At 49.2% G+C, this 18,301-nt stretch carries 11 protein-coding genes and 3 pseudogenes; 2 read left to right on the forward strand and 12 right to left on the reverse strand.

Features of this window, described 5'->3' with window-relative positions; translation table 11 throughout:
- Positions 1-523: 523 nt before the first annotated feature.
- The 6 genes and pseudogenes from GYMC10_RS31895 to GYMC10_RS15815 form a co-directional block, all read right to left on the reverse strand.
- Positions 524-592: pseudogene (locus tag GYMC10_RS31895) on the reverse strand (hypothetical protein); the annotation flags it as partial.
- Positions 589-849, reverse strand: a pseudogene (locus tag GYMC10_RS33005) (spore coat protein); the annotation flags it as partial. The pseudogenes GYMC10_RS33005 and GYMC10_RS31895, both read right to left, overlap by 4 nt.
- A 138-nt stretch (positions 850-987) precedes the next feature.
- Positions 988-1,374, reverse strand: a pseudogene (locus tag GYMC10_RS15800) (AraC family ligand binding domain-containing protein); the annotation flags it as partial.
- Positions 1,375-2,202: 828 nt separating this feature from the next.
- Positions 2,203-2,475 carry a DUF2277 domain-containing protein gene (locus tag GYMC10_RS15805; RefSeq protein WP_015735421.1) on the reverse strand — a complete coding sequence of 91 codons (273 nt, stop codon included), beginning with the start codon at positions 2,473-2,475 and terminating at the stop codon, positions 2,203-2,205.
- 193 nt (positions 2,476-2,668) lie between these two features.
- A complete protein-coding gene (locus tag GYMC10_RS15810) occupies positions 2,669-6,847 on the reverse strand; it encodes a DUF4855 domain-containing protein (protein ID WP_015735422.1) in 4,179 nt (1,392 codons plus the stop codon).
- A gap of 29 nt (positions 6,848-6,876) precedes the next feature.
- Positions 6,877-11,205 (reverse strand): discoidin domain-containing protein, encoded by a 4,329-nt coding sequence (locus GYMC10_RS15815; RefSeq protein WP_015735423.1) that lies wholly within the window; start codon positions 11,203-11,205, stop codon positions 6,877-6,879.
- Positions 11,206-12,034: 829 nt separating this feature from the next.
- Between GYMC10_RS15815 and GYMC10_RS31900 the strand changes: the two genes are divergently transcribed.
- Positions 12,035-12,430 (forward strand): YmaF family protein, encoded by a 396-nt coding sequence (locus GYMC10_RS31900; RefSeq protein WP_081746258.1) that lies wholly within the window; start codon positions 12,035-12,037, stop codon positions 12,428-12,430.
- Between the two features lie 407 nt (positions 12,431-12,837).
- On the opposite strand, the gene GYMC10_RS15820 is transcribed toward GYMC10_RS31900, so the two are convergent.
- The 5 genes from GYMC10_RS15820 to GYMC10_RS15840 all read right to left on the reverse strand — a co-directional run bounded on the left by GYMC10_RS15820 (position 12,838) and on the right by GYMC10_RS15840 (position 16,337).
- The gene (locus GYMC10_RS15820; RefSeq protein ID WP_015735424.1) at positions 12,838-13,308 is read right to left on the reverse strand and encodes a serine hydrolase domain-containing protein; all 471 of its coding nucleotides are present in this window, start codon (positions 13,306-13,308) and stop codon (positions 12,838-12,840) included.
- A 310-nt stretch (positions 13,309-13,618) separates the two neighbouring features.
- Positions 13,619-14,266, reverse strand: coding sequence for a hypothetical protein (locus GYMC10_RS15825; RefSeq protein ID WP_015735425.1), 648 nt, complete (start codon positions 14,264-14,266; stop codon positions 13,619-13,621).
- Positions 14,267-14,689: 423 nt separating this feature from the next.
- Entirely contained in the window at positions 14,690-15,517 is an 828-nt protein-coding gene (locus tag GYMC10_RS15830) for a stalk domain-containing protein (protein ID WP_015735426.1), read from the reverse strand.
- 56 nt (positions 15,518-15,573) lie between these two features.
- Positions 15,574-15,891: a DUF2264 domain-containing protein gene (locus tag GYMC10_RS15835; RefSeq protein WP_041621996.1), complete on the reverse strand. Its 318-nt coding sequence runs from the start codon at positions 15,889-15,891 to the stop codon at positions 15,574-15,576.
- Positions 15,892-15,893: 2 nt separating this feature from the next.
- A complete protein-coding gene (locus GYMC10_RS15840) occupies positions 15,894-16,337 on the reverse strand; it encodes a MerR family transcriptional regulator (RefSeq protein WP_015735427.1) in 444 nt (147 codons plus the stop codon).
- 172 nt (positions 16,338-16,509) lie between these two features.
- Here GYMC10_RS15840 and GYMC10_RS15845 point away from each other — a divergent pair, with 172 nt between their 5' ends.
- On the forward strand, positions 16,510-17,361 hold the full coding sequence (locus tag GYMC10_RS15845; protein ID WP_015735428.1) for an aldo/keto reductase: 852 nt from the start codon (positions 16,510-16,512) through the stop codon (positions 17,359-17,361).
- Positions 17,362-17,748: 387 nt separating this feature from the next.
- Here the strand turns inward: GYMC10_RS15845 and GYMC10_RS31625 are convergent, their stop codons facing one another.
- The gene (locus GYMC10_RS31625) at positions 17,749-18,285 is read right to left on the reverse strand and encodes an SMI1/KNR4 family protein (protein WP_015735431.1); all 537 of its coding nucleotides are present in this window, start codon (positions 18,283-18,285) and stop codon (positions 17,749-17,751) included.
- Between the last annotated feature and the right edge of the window lie 16 nt (positions 18,286-18,301).

Raw genomic sequence — 18,301 nt, forward strand, 5'->3', positions numbered from 1 at the left:
CGTTAGGCAAGATTAAGTCCATCTTAACAGATGTCTTTTTTCTCTTGTCTACTGAAAGGGGATTTTTCCCAAAAAAGTGATCAATGTCTGGCAAATTGTATAAATTGAGCTCCACTGCTTAATCATATCCGGTTTCGATAAAGTTTTTTGAAAATGTCTGAGACAGCTCAAAAAACAAAAAGCTTCGTCAAAAGCCGAAGCCTTTTGACGGAAACTCACCGTGTCCAAGGCAAATACGTTCCTCTGAGCATCTACGCAGGTCATTTGCCCATGCGGAAAGTATCGGCGTAAGTTCGGAAACATCATCGGGATATACTGGATATAGACAGACGACCATACCTCGACATTAGTAAGCCTGACTCTACTGTATCCGAAAAAGAAGACTCTATGCCAAGCCTATCTGTGCCAAAACCGTTTTATCGTTGGTCAGGCAGACGTAATGCATTTGCTGAAGTTTGCGCTTGATCTAAAAATTCCTCTGCTTGGGTCAATTGCTGCCGGGCCCTCTCCAAAGCTTGTGAATTTCAATCTTCGGATCCGGCACCTCTTTGACCACGACATTTTTAATCCCTTGATAGGTTACCGCCTTCATGCTTTATGTCCTCCAATATGTTCATCTGGGGTCCGATCAAACATCCCTTTACGCGACGTATCATCCGGGAACAAATTCATCTGTCCGATCATCACTGTATTTTTCGCTGAAAGCTGGTCGAGTTGGTACTGTTCGTTCAGTTCGTAAGGATGGAACCATTTTTTGCGAATCATGAGCTCCGTGATTTCTTGGTGCATTGCAATCCCCTGCTTAAGATGATTGTGCAGCAGGGCTCTTACATCCGGTGAAGCCGCCTTATAGATTCGTGCTATGGAGACAAGCAATTGGATAAACAATCCTTGTACCATCGGTTTACTTAAAAAGATTTTCATGCGCAGTTCTTCAAAAATGTTATCGAATATGCTTTTTATGAGACCATTATCGTCCTTCTCCACCCGATTAAAACCGATTTTGTAATATTCCACTTCCAAGCTTCTCATCTGCTCGAGATTAAAGCCAAGGTAATACAACCTAAACGGCAAGTCTCCAGCGGCAGCTCCCTGATGACTTTCGCCTGGTTTCGTTATAAAAAGATCTCCCTGACTAACCGTGTAGTAAGATCCGTCTATCGTAAACCACCCTTGCCCACTTTCCACATAACACAGTTCAAAATGTTCATGATGGTGACCGGGCACATGCCATGTTTCGTATAAAACGACTCCGATATAAGATAAATTTTCAAATTCGGTCTCGTAAGGAAGCTCGAAACGAATTTCTTTGTCTGATTCAAGCAAACGTGAATCCTTTGGTGTGTTATATTTGGTGGAACGTTTCTTCTCCATCTGGCCACCTCCCTTCTTCAAGAATATACTTAAGATTCAAGTACAACAAGGGTTTTCAAGACTCCAAAGCGAATGGTCGTTACACCTTGAGCCCGGTCTTTACTACCCCATCGATAAGAGTCATAGGCGAGTAACGCAGGCCGATTCCATCCATCAGACTTCTTATTTGTCCGGTCTTCTCTCCACACCCTTGGCATATTAATCATACTCACCAGTTTCTGCGCGGCAGCCACTTTTCAGGACCATTCCAACTGGTCGTCCGTAGGCTTCCGGGCGATGGGATCACTGAGAGAATCGCCGCTGATCCTAAACATTTCATGCACTTCCTCCAACTTATTTGGGGTGGCTTAAACTGATTGTTCCCAGCAGCTCTGTGATAATGTGCGACAACGATATCAAAAAACACGTATAATACAAAATCATGTTTAGAATAACAAGCTGATTAGATAGTCATCATATCGGTAATCGGACCAATTTCATGTCCATTACGGTAATAGGTACAAGTTCTTGTCCTCGACTCGGGACAAGAACTTGTACCTATAAAACAAAGGAAGTCGCTAAATAAGCGACTTCCTTTGGGACCTTGATCTTGTCTCTCGACAGAACTTGATAACATTCTCCCACCCATACAATACTTGAGAGAGATCTCGAATGGTAACAATGACCCCCCGTCTGGCATTTCATGTTAAACGTCCTCTTTTGTCGGTGAAAACAATGAAGATTTAGGCGGAGTTTCAATACTTCCGACAGCGTTTTACGTTCAGGAGTCAAAACGATCGAGTTTCCAAAAAAGCTAGGTACCTTTAATGCAATTCCGTCTATACCCGATTATGATTCCCCGAATCGCTTAGCGGCTCGTTCCCGGGCCCGAGCGATCTCGACCTCTCGATTGCGGGGTTCGGCTTGAGTCACCAGAGAATCCAGCAGTTGCCGTGCAACGACGGTAAACTCTTGCACCGCTTGGTTAAACGCCGCTTCGTTCGCTTTGGAAGGACGGTTAAACCCCGAGAGCTTCCTTGCGAATTGCAGCGCTGCAGCCTGAATTTCTTCATCCGTCGCAGGCGGGTCGAAATTGAATAAGGTCTTGATATTTCGGCACATGGCATTTTAAACCCCTTTCTTGAAATGAACGCACTTAGTTGTATCCAGCATAACATAGTTTGTTCATTCAAGTAGTTCTTCAACCTCTCATCCCTCCGTTTACGAAGTTTTATTCTGTATCGTCGAAAAAGCACACCCCGGGCGCGTTGCCGCGCTAAACGGAATGTGCTTAAATCAATTGCTCCAGCGTCTACTACTGCTGCTGCCCCTCGATTAATTGAAGAACGCGATACAAGAACGTCGCCGCTTCAGCCCTGCTGGTCGTACTCTTTGGCTTCATGTAGCCGTTAGAGCCCGTAACCAGCCCATACTCGAACATCGTTGCCACGCTGTCCGCAGCATATGACGCAATCTGGCTCGCATCACGGAAGCCCTCAAGCGCCCCACCGGATGCGGACGGCTTTATTGCCCCCGTCGTTTGCAGCGCTCGGGTCAGCATAACCATAGCATCCTGGCGGCTGATTGAATCACGAGGAGCGAAGTTAACTTCGTTCACTCCCGAAGCGATTCCCAATTGCTTGGCGATGGACACCGCATCGTAGTAATAATCATTCGGCTTAACATCGGCGAACGTCGAGGCGATTTCGGCACGCAGGTCAAGCATGTTCACCAGCATCAAGATAAAATCAGCTCGCGTTACCTGATTTGCGGGGCTGAACGTGCCTTTTTCGATCGAGTTGCCTTTGACGATGCCTCTTTCCGCCAGCTTCTCGATCGCCTCGCGCGCCCATTCATGCTTGCCAAGGTCGGTAAATGCAGCCGGTTTCTTGCCGCCGATAGCATAGACGCCGACATGGTCGATGGAGAATCGCAGCATATCCTTGTCTTTGTCATAAGAAGCGCCATTAATTGCCGCCGCGCTGTTGCCCATCAACTCGAAAGCTTGCAGATCAGCAGCTTGCTCTCCCGCTTGAAGCGAATACGGAATGGCAATCGAAATCGGTGCCTTCGCATTTTTCCAAGACAGAGCTTCACCGTCCAGTTGCAATGCAACTTCTACGATTGGCCTGTTGCCGATCCGCCCGGCCGCTTCGTTACTGCGATACTCGCCCGCATAATCGTTTACGATTACGAGCAGCTTTCCAGCATTCTCCTTGACTCCTGCCAGCATGTCACCAGTCAAAACAAGCTGAGCGTACGGCGTGGAGATATGCAGAATCAGATTAGACTGGTTCGTCAGATTAGCCGCCGGAAGCTCCAAAGCATAGCTCCCAGCCGCGTTCGACGACTTCAATTCAACATGAACATGTTTATTACCTTTGCTGTCGGCCACTGCCCTCTGAATGGCGGCATTCAGATCCGACGCCCCGACCGCAGCGGCAGCCTGCTGGCCGTTCATCGTCGGGACAAGCACGGCTTTGACTGAACCGTCCGCTTGTAAGGTATACGGATCTTGCGCCTGACCGCCTCCGCCGCTGCCTCCACTGCTGCCACCACCGCTGCCACCACCACTGCCTCCACCGCCGCCTCCATTGCCTCCACCACTCGTAGGCGCCTTGCGGTATTCGAAGGTTACCAGCTCGGGAATCGTCATGTCATCCGATTCAAGCTCGACCGTATACTTCCCTTGCTCTTCTCCGGTCAACGTAAAGGCGATGCGGAAGCTTCCGTCATCCTCAGTGCCCGTCTGACCGGTATATTGAATGCTGCCTTTTGGGTCAAGCACTTTCACATACAAATGTTCTTTCTTGCCGTTCATGACCAGACCGTCAATCGTGACTTTCTTCGTGGAAGCGTCCACAGCGGCTTGTATGCCGTCCAACGTCTTTAGTTCTTGCTGCGGAGCAAGATCGTACACGCCGAATTCATAGAAGGAATAACCGTAAAACGTTGCCCGATTCAATCCCTCGAACTTAATGTATCTTGCCGTCGTTGCCGGGAATACCAGGGTGTTCTTGCCGTCGGCAGCTTTAACCACGCCATTGTTGCCGACTTTCAAGGGCTCCCACGTTTGCTTATCATTAGAGACGCTCAGGCGGTATTGGTCCGCGCGCGCATATTCCCAATCGATGCGGATCGTATCGAATGTTTGCTGGCTGTCCAGATCAACCTGGAACCAAGCCGTATCGCGCACTTCGCTTGCCCAACGCGTGGCCGGGGCGCCGTCGAGCGCCTTCGCAGGCTCCAGACCTGCGGCTTCCGTCGAGGATGCCTCTGCTTCTTTATCTTGTGCGATGCTGCCAGCCTCGTAATACACGCCTTCCTTCAGCGCCGTATAAGCGCCTTCCGTTACAAACTCAAGGCCTTTAGCTTCTTCCAGCTTCGCATTGAATGCCAGCAAATAGTCCCTTGCTTGCTCAGGGTCGCTCTCTTGCGTACGCTCCATCATGATCAAGGCGTTGCGCATAGCGCGTACCGTATCGGCATTGCTAAGCTGCTTGTTGTCCGCGTACTTATCAACAAGAGCCAATAGGCCTTCAGCGCCTAAACGAGCTTCTATTACGAATTTAACCGTCTTGGATTTGGCAGCCGCCACGGTCAGCTCCAGCACATGTTTGCCCGGCTTACCCGTCAGACCTACAACAGTTCCTTCCGTATAAGGCTTGCCGTCATACTTGGCCGTAACTTTAACGATCCCGCTCCCGTCATCTCCCGGAATGGTCCAGGAGAATGCGGCCTGTGTCGTATCAGGCACGATCGTATGCTCCGAGATCGGCTGCCCGTTCATGAGCGCTACAACATCAGGCGGAGCAGCGTCTTGCTTCTGATAAGTGCCTTTAGCGAATAGGTATAGCCAATCGTAAAGCACGCGGGTAGCAGGGTCTGTGCTTTTCGCCGCGTTGTATACAGCGTTGTTGCCTTGATAGTAAGCTTTATATCCATGCTGCATCAGACCGGTATCCACGCCGCTGTTCAAGTACTCGATGAACCGCTCGCGGAAGACGGCGTCGTTGATCATCCGGTCGTCGAATTCCAGCTCCAGCGACATGCCGTACCGCTTCGCCATATCCGCTGTATCCTCCAGACGCGAAGGGTCCAAGCTCTCGAAGAAATAGTTCGGCTGCAGAGATACGGCATCAATGCCGACATCCTTCCACATGAATGCCTTATAGGCCATAAAATGAGGAATCCAGAACAGCTTCAGGCCTGCGTTATGAACGATGTCGCTCGATCTCTTGACCATCTCCGGCCCGGTCGTATGCGTGCTGATTTGTTCCTCCAGCCAATACATGCCGACGAGCTCCAGGTTCGAGTAGCCCGCAGCCGTCCATCTGGCTTGCACTTCATCGACCCACCACTGAATCGCTTTGGCCCTGTTATCCAGCGATGCGGCATCGCCGACCGCACCTACATCGAAGTTCAGATCCTCGCCGTCAATGCTGCCGAAGTCGGACTGATACTCGCCCGGTTCTGGAATCATCAGAACAACTTTCGTCTTATGGTTGGGCTCGCCAAGCTTCACGCCTGCCTCGACCGTCGCCTCGTTCAACGCGCTCATATCGCCGCCAGCGTTAAACGTTTTATCCAAATACCATTCCCATTCCTGTTTTCTGGCTTTGCCGGCCGCTTCTGCCGCTCCGAAGCCTCTGCCGTTATCCGATGTCAAGCCCAGATACAGCACGCCGTCGAACAGCCAATCGACAGGCTCTCCCTGCTCGTTCACATAACTGATATTAGGGATAGCCCGTTCCTTCGTCCAATTTCCTGTGCCGTCCGCGTAGTGTCCGTTATACAGCAAGCCCAGGTTTTGAATCCCGCCAATAGCATCTCCAGGCTGCAGGAGGGCGTAAGGCTCAGGCTGTACCGGCTGCGCTCCGGAAATCAAGCCATCCGCACCGGTAATCGTCACCTCGTCGATCATGCTCCATGCCCTCGGATGCATGGAGAACACTACTTTCACATACCGAGCGTATACGAGTCCTTCGGTATAATCGCCACGCTTGACCACTCCAGTTTCAGGGCTGCCGTCCCATGCAAATGTCTCGATGTTGGTCTGGTCTCCCCATAACAACTGAGTTGCATTATGAGACAATACGCCCCAGCTCACCCCATCGTCCGACGCGTAGAACGAAACGGTGAGCGGCACAAGCGTTTCGTTGTTCGGCCAATCGTGCAGGAAACGCGCGCTCACCTCCTGAACCGTCTTTTGCTCGCCTAGATCAAACACAACCGAACGGGATTTCTTGTTGCGGTGGCCCACCCAGTTGCCGCTGTCACGCGAGGGGTCGACGGCATTGCCGTCCGTCAGCTTCGTCCCGTCATCCGGGAAAGCGCCTTCCGGCTGTTCCGACCATGTGTACGTTTTCCCTTGGGCCAGATTATAAAAGCCGGCGCTTTCTCCGCCCGCCTCCTCCGCATACACGGAGGAGATTAACGATAACAGCATGACCGGGACAAGCAGCATAGCAGTCAAACTTCGTCTAGTTTTCACCTAATCTCACGCTCTCTTTCTATGCATAATTAGTTCTGCTCCTGTTCCTTCAACTCCCCAAGTGCATCAAGCATATTCAGAATAACGGTCACGGCTTCAGCTCTCGTCGCCGAGGCGGCCGGTGCGAAACGGTTGTCTCCGCGACCGTTCATCACTCTCGCCTCCTGGGCTGCTGCCACGTACGGCTTCGCCCAAGCCGGGATTTGATCCGCGTCCGCGTAAGAGAGCTCATGCCCTTCCGCAGTCTTCAGACCCAAGCCGCGAACAATCATTGCTGCCAGTTCTGCTCGACTAATCGAAACCTTCGGTCGGAATGTCCCGTCCGCATAACCGCTGATCAGGCCGGATGCCAAGGCCTGCGCAATATAAGGCTTCGCCCAGGTTTGAATCGAACCTGCGTCCGCGAAGTCCAGCGAACTGTTCGCACCCTGCAGCTTCAACGCTTTGACCAGCATGACGACGAATTCGTCTCTGCTGACCGTCTTATTCGGCTTGAACGTCTTGTCGGTGTAGCCCGTTACGAATCCAAGCTCAACCGCCCGTTTGATGGACGCTTCTGCCCAATGGCTCGCAATATCGTTCAGCCGAACCGTTGTCGATCCGCCGGACTCCCCGCCGTTGCCGTTGCCGTTCTCGTTCCCGCTGCCGTTCTCATTGCCATTGCCTGGATCTTCACCTCCCGGATTCGAACCGCCGTTTTGGCCTTCTTCCGGATCAGGAGTTACTGGAGTCGGAACCCATCCTCCGCCGCCGGAGCCAGGCAGCGCTTTGATTTTGATCTTGAACGTTTTCTCCGCGGATGCTGCTCCCTTGCTGATCGTCGCGATCAGCACGACCTCCATGTCGCCTGACCCGCTTGACGGACGTTTCAACAACTGTCCATTCGCATTCAGGTAGTCGGGTTTTGAGCTGCTCCAGACGATGCGCGTACCGAACTGCCCTTTCTGCGGGAGGTAAAGGTTGGATGTGATACTTCCGTTTACATTAAGCACGATCAGACCCATTACGTCTTCGATCGTTAGACGATTACGCGCAACGCTCAGCGCTGCATACGCCTGTTCGGCCTCAGAACGGGACAGCTGGGCGGTTTGAATAGCCGCAGTCGCTTGCCTAATCGCTTGCTGAAGCTGTGCCCAGCCCTCAGGAGAGTAATGGTCCTCCACAAGCTTGTCGGCTTCGATAGCCGTCAACAGGTCGATAATCGGCCGTAGATTGCCGAGTTTATATTCCTCGCCGTACACTTCAAATTCCTCAAAGGAATAGCCGAACATCGTAGCTCTGGACACGCCTTCGAACTTCACGTATCTGGCTGGCGTGCTCTGGAAGGTAGTCACGACTCGTCCCGGCTTTCCGTTAATCTCCCCATTGCTGTCTTTCACAACGTTCGTCCAGTTCTCCTTGTCCTCGGACACGAGAATGCGGTACTTCGAACCATAAGCCGTTTGCCACAAAATAGATACAGCATCAATGTTCTTCACTTCACCTAGATCCACCATGAACCAGGTATCGTCCACCCAATCGCTGGACCATCTGGTATCCCCTCTGCCGTCCACCGCTTTATCAGCCGTGTAGGACGAGGATTCCGGCTGCGAGGATTCGGCTTGCTTATGCAAAGCCAGATTTCCATGCAGGTCCAAGTAGGTGTTCCTTACGATGAGTTCGTCAATCAAGCCTTTAAAAGCATTCGTTTCGCTGCCGATTTTGGCTACCGGCAGAACGAATGTTTCCAGCTTGGAGCCGTCTTTGAGAGTAGCCGTATATTCACTGCCGTTAATGAAGATGGAGGTCCCCGTGTCGTCGCCGATCATAATGACATGGGTCCAGCGATCGGTCGGCAGCTTATAATTGAATTCGCTGACGTAATTTTCTTTTGTGATGGCGATTTTGCCGCTGCCCCCAATGTTGTATTTCAGCTGTCCGTCCGGAGATTCCAGCAGCACAACTCCTTGCGGGTTGTCAGCGTCCGGTTTGATCCACATGGACATCGTCCAGCCGAAACCAAGCGTGCGAAGCGGCGTTTCCACGTAGCTGGCCCCGCCGTTTAGCCTCATGGCTTGACCGAAGATTCCCTTCTCTGTGCCTGCATTCACCGCGTTGCCGTCAAAGCCGTTCCCCGAACGGTCCGCGAAGCCTTCGTCGAAGGTATAATCCAGCACGAGTTGCCGCTCATTGTCGATTTGAAGCTTGTGTGACTGATGAACACCCGGCGGGTCCACGTACCTTGCGGCATCCGCCTGGAAGCTTGCGAAGTTCCGATCGATGCGGTTGCCTCTCCACAGCTTTTCCGCCAGCACTTGCATGGAAGGCAAGATCCGCTGATGAGAGTCCGCCATGGATACGCCCTTCTCTACGGACACATCGTTCCAGAGCGCGAACATGCCGCCTTTGACCTGCGGATGCGCATAAGGAAGCTTCGTCTCCAGCCAATCGTTGGGCTCCCACTCGTTGTAAATAAAATCGTAATTCAAATAGCTGCGGTACAGCTGCGGAACGATGTAGAGCAAATTCGTATTGGTATTGATAATATCGTAGCCGAGCTCCACGGCCTGCTGAGCGCTTCCGTACGGCTCATACCAGATGTCCATCGTCGCATTGTTGCTGACCGGCGTCGTGCCGTCGTATGCTGACAGACTGCCCCATAGACGGGCGCGTTTGCCTTTGCTGTTAATGTGGTTAAGGAGCATATCCGCGTACCTGCGGAACGCCTCCTTGTCGTCGCCGAAATATTCATCCGTGCCGACGTGCACATCCGGGCCGACAAAGGTCGGATTGCTGCCATCGAGATACTCGTCAAAGAGTGCTTTAATGAAGTCGAGCGTCTCTGGACGCTTGATATCCAGCTGATTGTTGCTGCCCAATCGAGGATCGTAGGCAATGAACGCGCCGGAGTGGCCCGGCGTATCAATTTCCGGCACAACGTTTACGCCGTATTCCATCCCAAGCAGCTGCAGGTCTCTGAATTGCTGCTTCGTATAATAGCCGTCCTTGCTCGTCACTCCCGGAAATTTCTCGCTCTCCAGACGGAAGTAACCGACATCGCCGACATCATCGTTCAGGTGAATCTGGAACCGGTTCATTTTATAGTAGGACATCAGCTTGACATAGTCCTGCAAAAACTCGATCGTATAAAACTTGCGGCCCACATCGAGCATAAAGCCCCGATCCGGGTATTTCGGATAATCGCGCGATTGCCCCTTAGGCATCGCCGTATGATCGGCAGCGTGGCCGAGCAACTGCAAGATCGTTCTCGTGCCGAACATGACTCCCGTCTGCTCGGATGCAGCAACAGAGGCATACTCGCCGATATTCAGCTCATATCCCTCTTTCCCCAATCCCGCTTGCGCGGCATCCAGCATCAAATAGATATCTCCCTCTTGAGGAGAACCAACCTCAACGGTCAGTGACAACTTCGTTAAATCCAATAAGTCCTGCTGCAAAATGTCAGCCGTCCCCCGCAGAGCCGCTTCATCATCTGCGCGGATGACGATTTTGGATTTGTCCGACAAGCGGAACTCGCCGGTTGCGCCCAGCCACTCACGCAAAGAAGGAATGACGCGCGGCTCCGGGTTCCGATCGCTCGTCTGCTCGTAGAGACCGGGTACGGTGACTAGCGCATTATCCGTTAAGAGATATGTCGGATCGCTGTCGCTCTGGATTTGCAGCAGCAGCTGAACCTGAGTATCGACAAGCGGCGCATGAATATTGCCCTGTACGTCGATCACCGGCAAGCTGTCCGTGTTCACCAGCGTCAGCGTATAACCTTCCGGTACAGCGGGCAGATTCAGCAGGGTATCCCCTTCGGAGACGACAATGCTGTTTTTCACCGCGTCCATGATTGGCTGCAGTTGCGGTCTGCCTTTGTATACCTCGAATTCCCAGAAGGAGTATCCGTAATAAACGCCCTCAATAGGACGTCGCGTCTCCCCTTGAAATTTGACGTATTGCGCCACTGTCGGCTCGAAATCGATCGTATCTTCACCCGGCCCGGACGCGACGAGCACGCGGTTGTCCGCGAATACGTTCCGCCAGGATACCGCATCGTCGGATACGAGAATTTGATATTGCTCCGCCGGAGTCTGCCAGTTGATGATTACTCTTCCGATTTCTACAGGCTCACCCAGGTCAACGTAAAACCACTGATCGTCCGTTCTTTCCGAAGACCAGCGGCTTGCATGTTCGGTGCCCCCATCGACCGCTTTCTCAGGTCCGAAAAAATCCACTTCGTTCGACGACGAATAAGCCGTCTTCCCTAGAGCCATATTCCCTGTTGCGGCATTGGACCTCTCCGAAGGGGTGGTCACCATTATGAAAGCGGTAACAAATATGACTAAAAAAATAACCCTCTGCCGTAAACCCACGAATATCCCTCCCTTTGTCATTTGCACGAATTACCACAAGCAACCCGCATGACCTTCCATGCTATTTGCTGCGGCAACTTCATTATAAGTAGAGGGCAATGAAGCATCGATATACATGTGTTTACCTTCCATATACAAATATGGACATTTGGCCTTCTACGATGAATCATGGCTATGGATGCCAGCATTTCGATCATATCTGGTGCCACTATCAAGGCGCTTTCCACTAATTTCGGACACAGTATTATTCGAATCTCGTTAAATAGAAGTGAATTTTCTTCATGTTATCGAATATCGAATCCTTCTATAGTGTTCCTCTTCAACTTTTACGATCCTCCAATAATGTCTTGCTGCGACCAAAATGGTTTCATCCGAAACATTTTCTTTATGCATCGCTACGCCTGCGAAATAGCGCGGTCTGCTTAACGCAACATAAGCCAGTTTTAATGTATCTTTCACAAGCGATTCTTCAATCAATTCAGACTGGTGAGTAATCCTGCCCGTTACCTTAATGAAATTGCACGGAAACATAGTTAGATGCTTATCTAATCGGTAATCGGCTCATGTTCTTGTCCTTTTCGGCAATCGGTACAAGTTCTTGTCCTCGACTCGGGACAAGAACTTGTACCGTAAAACAAAAAAAGCCGCTATAATAGCGACTCTCAATGGGACTATGTTCTTGTCCCCCGACAGTCTTATCAGACCATAGCAACCACCTTAGTTAAACGGATATTCAGCGCTTAATGTCACCCATCTTGGTAATCGCCGTTCCCCCACATATGACTTCTTCATAAATTATGATTAATTTTATTTCTGAGGAGATGTGAAGATGAAAAAAGGAAAGCAATCACTCAAGAAAGCACACCTTTCACAAACCACCGATCGTTTTCAGCATCGGATGTCTGGCAACACTTCCATTAATGAGGGACATCGACATCGCTTTCGCAATTTAACAGATCGCTTTATTCCTGGTATTGGCACACATCGACATTCGTTTAATGGGATTACTCAAATAGCTGACGGACATCGACATCGCTATTCGGGTATAACTGGAGCAGCAATCAATGGTCAAGGACCTCGTCACTTCCATCGGTTCCGTCAAATGACTCAATTCGCGGATGGTCATAGACATCTTATTTCTGGCAGAACGACTGTGCCGATTCGAGTAAGCGGTTCTACACTTCATCGTCACGGGATTATTATTGAAAACATTAAGCGCGTGTAATACGAATAAAGGTTCTATCTATGGATTATTTCCATGGGTTGAACCTTTATCTTTCTATTCTTGTTACGCTTCTAACGTCTCGATTCACAACCGCACCAACACAGCCACACATTTTTATACTCTTCGTTATCGCTATTCTCACTCTATACTTATTCGGGCTACAATGATAGTTCTTCACATAAGGGATGCATGGGTGATCTACGAAAAGGCCACCCTTTTCCATCCCCTTTTCTTTAATTAAATACTCCATAATTTCATAGACTGAAGAATTCTTAAGGCTTCGTACTCTACGCTCTTTTCGGCACCGAAAGTCATGATGTAGCTCTTTATTCTTAAAATACTCCTCAATGACTTGTCCGTATTACACTTTGAACTCTTTATAAGGGTGCCGCCAGCAAAACGCAAATTTACAACAAAATCAGCCTCTGCATCTCCTCGGCGAGCGAGCTGCCGGTGACCTTCTCGATCAGCAGCCTGGCCAGTACGTAGTTGGTGTTGGAATAGCTCCAGTCCGTTCCCGGCTCGAATCGCACCGGCTTTGACAATGCCAGCCGTACCAGCTCCTCCGGCCGGTAGGTTTTGAACCGATTGTCTACCCACTCCTGACCCTGCCAGGGGATCCCCGGCATGACCGTCCCGTCTTCGTAGTACTCGCCGGTGAAGTTAAACACCCCGCTGGTGTGTTGCAGCAGCATCCGCACCGTGATCCGCCGGTCCAGCCCGAACTCGGGCAGGTAGTCTACCGCCGGTTCGTCCAGCCCGATCCTGCCCTCGGCAACCAATTGCAGCATCACGGTCGACGTGAAGGTCTTGATGTTGCTGCCGATCCGGAAGTGCCCGTTTGTAGGCGGCTTCGCCTCCTCGCCCAACCTGCTCACCCCGGCGCTGCCGACCCACTCGCTGAACTAATATTTTTTAGCAAAAGGTTCCATCTGAAACGGTAGGACCTTTATCTAAAGTGCCTAAGTGCCAGACATACCACGTTCACGCGTTGAACCACCTGCAATTAATTAGTTTGTTCACCATGAACATTCAATATCATGATATACACTCAAAGATATTTCAATCTAAATTACGAGACAAAACAAAATTCAAACCATAAAAAATCCGCGTAAAACGCGGACTTAAATGGATATGTATGTTCTTTCCTCTAACATGAATACTATGCAAGTGGCAATATAAACTTTTCTATCTATTATTGAGCCCGCTATCGTCCTTAGTCGTGCGATTGTAGACGACGGTTTCTTTGGTGCCGTCCGCGTATTCCAGGTCAACTTCGTCGATACGGATTGAATCCAAAGCACCTTGATACGTGAAGAGCTCAAACACACCGAGTTCTAACCCCGGTATGACCGGACCGACATATTGAAGATTGAAAGAGTTCTTTCCGGAGTGCTCGTCATACGAAGGGTCTCCAACGGGATTAAATGTGCTGACCTTCACGGTATAGTAGTTGATCGTTTTGCCGGTCAAATTATCGACGAGCCACGTCAGCGTGATACCGTTCGCTGAATTGACACTGTATCTGAACTCTCTTGGGTCGCTGAAACGATTCTCCGCTGTCACTCGGGTAGCTTCGGGTTCGTCGTTGGCCGTTTCGTTACCTCCTTGATTCTGAGCCGTGGAAATCGTTGCGCCTTTTTCGCCATCTCCGTTGGAAGGTTCGTTTTCGGCATCCACTGTTTGCTCATCATCATCTGCCACTGTTTGCCCAGCTTTAACTATAGTTGGTTCACTCCGACTATAACCCAAGTCTTCCGAGAAATACACACCGCAGCTGAATGCGATGATAATAGATATTAGAAAAGATAAAAAGATATTCAATTTTTTAGCCATGCTGATGTCCTCGCCTTTTCCGTTATTTGTTTTATAATAACAGATCTAGGTCCAATAGGACAGACAGAAAGCAGTAATATCGAACTATGTTTATATAGTAAGACCTAACACGCAACTTGATAACATAAATAGAAAAAGCTGCATATTCAGCGGCTGCTAATGTTACTATGTTTTTGTCGCCCGACATTAGCCAAGATCTTCCTCCAGGAACATCGCAACAGCCTAGCGCTTGATTTCGATGTCATATGTTTTTCGTATTTCGCCCATGAAAAAAGTCCCCTCCAAGAAGACTTTAATGCGCTTCTACACACTGTCTACTTAAAGGGGATCATATCAAAAATGCGGCTTCTTTAGTTTACATGGATAATGACTATGCCAGATCCTCTCTATCCATTGAGCTGGGCATGATTTGGTTAGATATCACTACTGAAGATCGGGTTCCAGGCTCATATTAGGGATCTGTCTCAAATGATCGCTTACCTTGTCCACCTTCCATGCACCATTAGTATAAATAATGTGCGCTTTCCGATCAAAAACATAATGCAGCTCGCCCGTTAATATATTTCCTGGAATATAGGATTGAATAAGCATCGCGCTAGTATTGCTTGCATAGTTTACCGTTGCCGTATTCATATCAAAATTCATTTCTTTAAAGTGAAGTCCTTCCTGCTCTATGATTTGCTGAATTAGACGATCCGTAAAATAAGGTTTGAAGTAAGTGCGAACCTGTTTCACTTTCGATAGATCAGATGCCTCGTTCAATTTCTCCGATAATTGCGCAATACGAGTGTCACTTAGTCTTTGTTTGGTAGGTACTTGATACTTCGGCTTCATCAACTTAACGACGACTTGCTTGCCATCCAGGATAACGGTGACTTCTTTGGTTTTCTGATCCCACTTCACATCTGCTCCCATGGTTTGGCTAACGAACCTTAAAGGTACATAAGTTGTGTTTTGGATGAGCTCAACCGGAGCATCAAAATCAACGCGGTCCTGGTTTACTAAGGCCCTTTTGAATTGAACCGCAAGTGTGATTACAGTTTCGCCTTTGGTCAATTGAGCTGTTTTTTGAAATTGGTTCCATTTCACATCGATACCCATGTTCTGAGATATTGCCCGTATAGGGATCAACACTCGATTGTTCTTTAGAATACCATGCTCGATTACTTCATTGCCTGATGCTTGTGTTGGAATGACGTTCGCAAGAAAAAAAATCATGACCGTCGATATGCTAATCAATAACTTTTTCAAATGCCCTCCCCCTCAAATCAGCCCTAATTTGTTCCAGTCCTATTCATTTAGACGTCCTATTCCATGAAAAAGTTGCCCAAAATGAACGGAATACCTATTTTCGCCTCTCCGCTGTTGAATGCAGCCACATGGCCCGTCTCCTTGTCTCGGCAAACCACTAAATGTGGCTCGGGCTGTACCGAGATGGCGGGGCCTGCCTGAAGCTCCTCCTCCACCGCGGTCCAGAACGGGGAATCTTCAGCAAGTGCCAGCACAAGAAAGGTTTTAAGCGCCCAATACGGCGAACCCGGCGCATTATAATTTTCCGCCATCACCAGATTCGGATAGGCATAACCGAGGGTAAGCACGCCGGTCCTGTCAAAAAGGTATCTCACGCCTAACGAGCAGAGCTCGAGTAAAACACGTCCCCGTGCATATGCTGAATTCTGCCCCAGTGGGCGGGATTCATCGTGTCTGGTGAGCGGTTCTCCAGAATGGCCTGGTACAGTGCCGTCTTCTCTTCCAAATGGGCAACGTGCTGTTTGGCTTCTTCCAGCTTAGCGAGCGCAGCTTCTTTATGCTCCATCATGAGTCTGTAGCGTTGTGGAATGGTAGAATCCCCCTCGAGACATAAATCGATATACATTTTTATGACATCGATCGGCATCCCGGATTGCTTGAGGCATTTGATGCCATGCAGCCAGTTGATCGATTCTTCGTCGAATAATCGAATATTATTCTCATTGCGCTGTACGCTTGGCACTAGAGCTTTATCCGTGTAAAAGCGCACGGCGTGCTCAGTGAGCCCCGTGATTTGAGCGGCTTCTTTGACCGTATACATGTGGAATCCCCCTTGGATAAAAAAGAATAAGAGCCTCTTGCCTTCGTGTAACACGAAGGTACTATGCTTATTGTAATGCAACTGTGTCGTAATCGGAATTCCCGCTGCAGTCCCCGATGTTGGGGTTACGCGCCGGTTGCTGTTATACATTTGAACAATAGGAGGAATCGCAATGCAAACTGTAACTTTGAACAACGGTGTGAAAATGCCGATCCTAGGCTTCGGTGTCTACCAGATTCCCGATACTGATGAGTGCGAGAACGCGGTGTACGAAGCGCTGTCGGTCGGTTACCGCTTGATCGACACCGCCGCCGGTTACCTTAACGAGGAAGCGGTCGGACGCGCGATCAAGCGCAGCGGTGTTCCGCGTGAGGAGCTGTTCATTACGACAAAGATTTGGGTTCAGGATGCCGGCTACGAGAGTGCCAAGCTTGCATTTGCAAAATCCCTGAAGAAGCTGCAGCTTGATTATCTCGATCTGTACCTGATTCACCAGCCATTCGGTGATTACTACGGCACTTGGCGTGCGATGGAAGAACTGTACCGTGACGGCAAAATCAAGGCCATCGGGGTCAGCAACTTCATGCCCGATCGTCTGATGGACCTCATTGTGCATAACGAAATTGTGCCCGCCGTCAACCAGATTGAAACGCACCCGTTCTACCAGCAGATAGAGAGCGCTGCTTTCGTAAAAGAGCAGGGCGTGCAACACCAGTCGTGGGCGCCGTTCGCTGAAGGACGAAACAATATGTTCGGCAACGAAGTGCTGACCTCGATCGCGGGAAAACACAACAAATCCGTCGCCCAGATCGTATTGCGATGGCTTGTTCAACGAGAAGTTGTTGTCATTCCAAAGTCAGTACGAAAAGAGCGAATCGTCGAAAATTTCAACATTTTTGATTTTGAGTTGGGCGCGGACGATATGGAACACATTTCCACTCTCGATACTCAGGAGAGTCTATTCTTATCGTACCGCGATCCGGGAGTCGCCAAGATGATGGGCAACTGGAGAGTCGAACTGTAAACCTTGGTCCGGTTTCTCCATTAAGAAAGGACAGGGTCGGAACTCCTGTCCTTTCGTGTTGTAAACTCGCTTGTCCTTTAAACTCATTCACTTATTGTCCTCGACTCGGGACAAGAACTTGTACCGATAAAACAAAAAAGCTGCTAAATTAGCAACTTTCAATGGGACCATGTTCTCCCCCGACAGGTAATAATTGAGTCGCATATGCGGCTCTTTTATTCTGTCTATAAGCCATGCACTGCTAAGGGTTCGCTCTTGATCTATCGGTTTCCGAATAACGATATATCTACGAACTTCGTTCACACCTTTTCTTAGAGACGCACTCAATTTCCAACGTTTCCTGATTGAACGTTATGGTGTTATGAAAAATCTCGCTGTAACTAGTATTTATCCCAACCCTAGTTCCGTAGAAATCACATTATCGTCATATAAGATTCTAATTACTTCCTCTCTATTGTCTATCAAAACCTTTAACCACTCATTGAAATTATCCAAGATTCCATACAATTTTGGGTTGTGACTATCGAAATAAGCAACTTTGTATTCTTCATTCTTCATCTGGTTCGCAATGAAACACCACGCATTCCCATTATGATCTAGAGAAAACGGGATTAAATGGCCTATTTCCACTGATCCACCCTCTCTAATATTAATCATTTTATGAGTCTCAACGCTCGTCATTCTTTGTAAAGAAAGTCTCTGGATCGATAAGATTTGTTTGTTTCCATCTCCTACTGCACTTACTTCTTGAATCATGTACAGAAATGCACCATTGCTAAACTGTGATACAAAATCACAATAGGATTTTGGTAGTTTGTAATTCAAATCATTTTCTGTTTTTTCTATATCTTCTTTCGATGCTACTTCATATGTTTCATGGATCTCTTTTTCTTTAACAAGGGATTTTAATGAGGTATTGTCCATACATTCTAGAACTCTC

Source organism: Paenibacillus sp. Y412MC10 (genome assembly GCF_000024685.1).
Classification (GTDB): Bacteria; Bacillota; Bacilli; order Paenibacillales; family Paenibacillaceae; genus Paenibacillus_AQ; species Paenibacillus_AQ lautus_A.

Bases quoted from the DNA above. Each gene is read 5' to 3' on its own strand.
- GYMC10_RS15845 (WP_015735428.1), top strand. From the start codon at position 16,510: ATGCAAACTGTAACTTTGAACAACGGTGTGAAAATGCCGATCCTAGGC.
- GYMC10_RS31900 (WP_081746258.1), top strand. From the start codon at position 12,035: ATGAAAAAAGGAAAGCAATCACTCAAGAAAGCACACCTTTCACAAACC.
- GYMC10_RS31625 (WP_015735431.1), bottom strand. From the start codon at position 18,285: ATGGACAATACCTCATTAAAATCCCTTGTTAAAGAAAAAGAGATCCAT.
- GYMC10_RS15840 (WP_015735427.1), bottom strand. From the start codon at position 16,337: ATGTATACGGTCAAAGAAGCCGCTCAAATCACGGGGCTCACTGAGCAC.
- GYMC10_RS15825 (WP_015735425.1), bottom strand. From the start codon at position 14,266: ATGGCTAAAAAATTGAATATCTTTTTATCTTTTCTAATATCTATTATC.
- GYMC10_RS15805 (WP_015735421.1), bottom strand. From the start codon at position 2,475: ATGTGCCGAAATATCAAGACCTTATTCAATTTCGACCCGCCTGCGACG.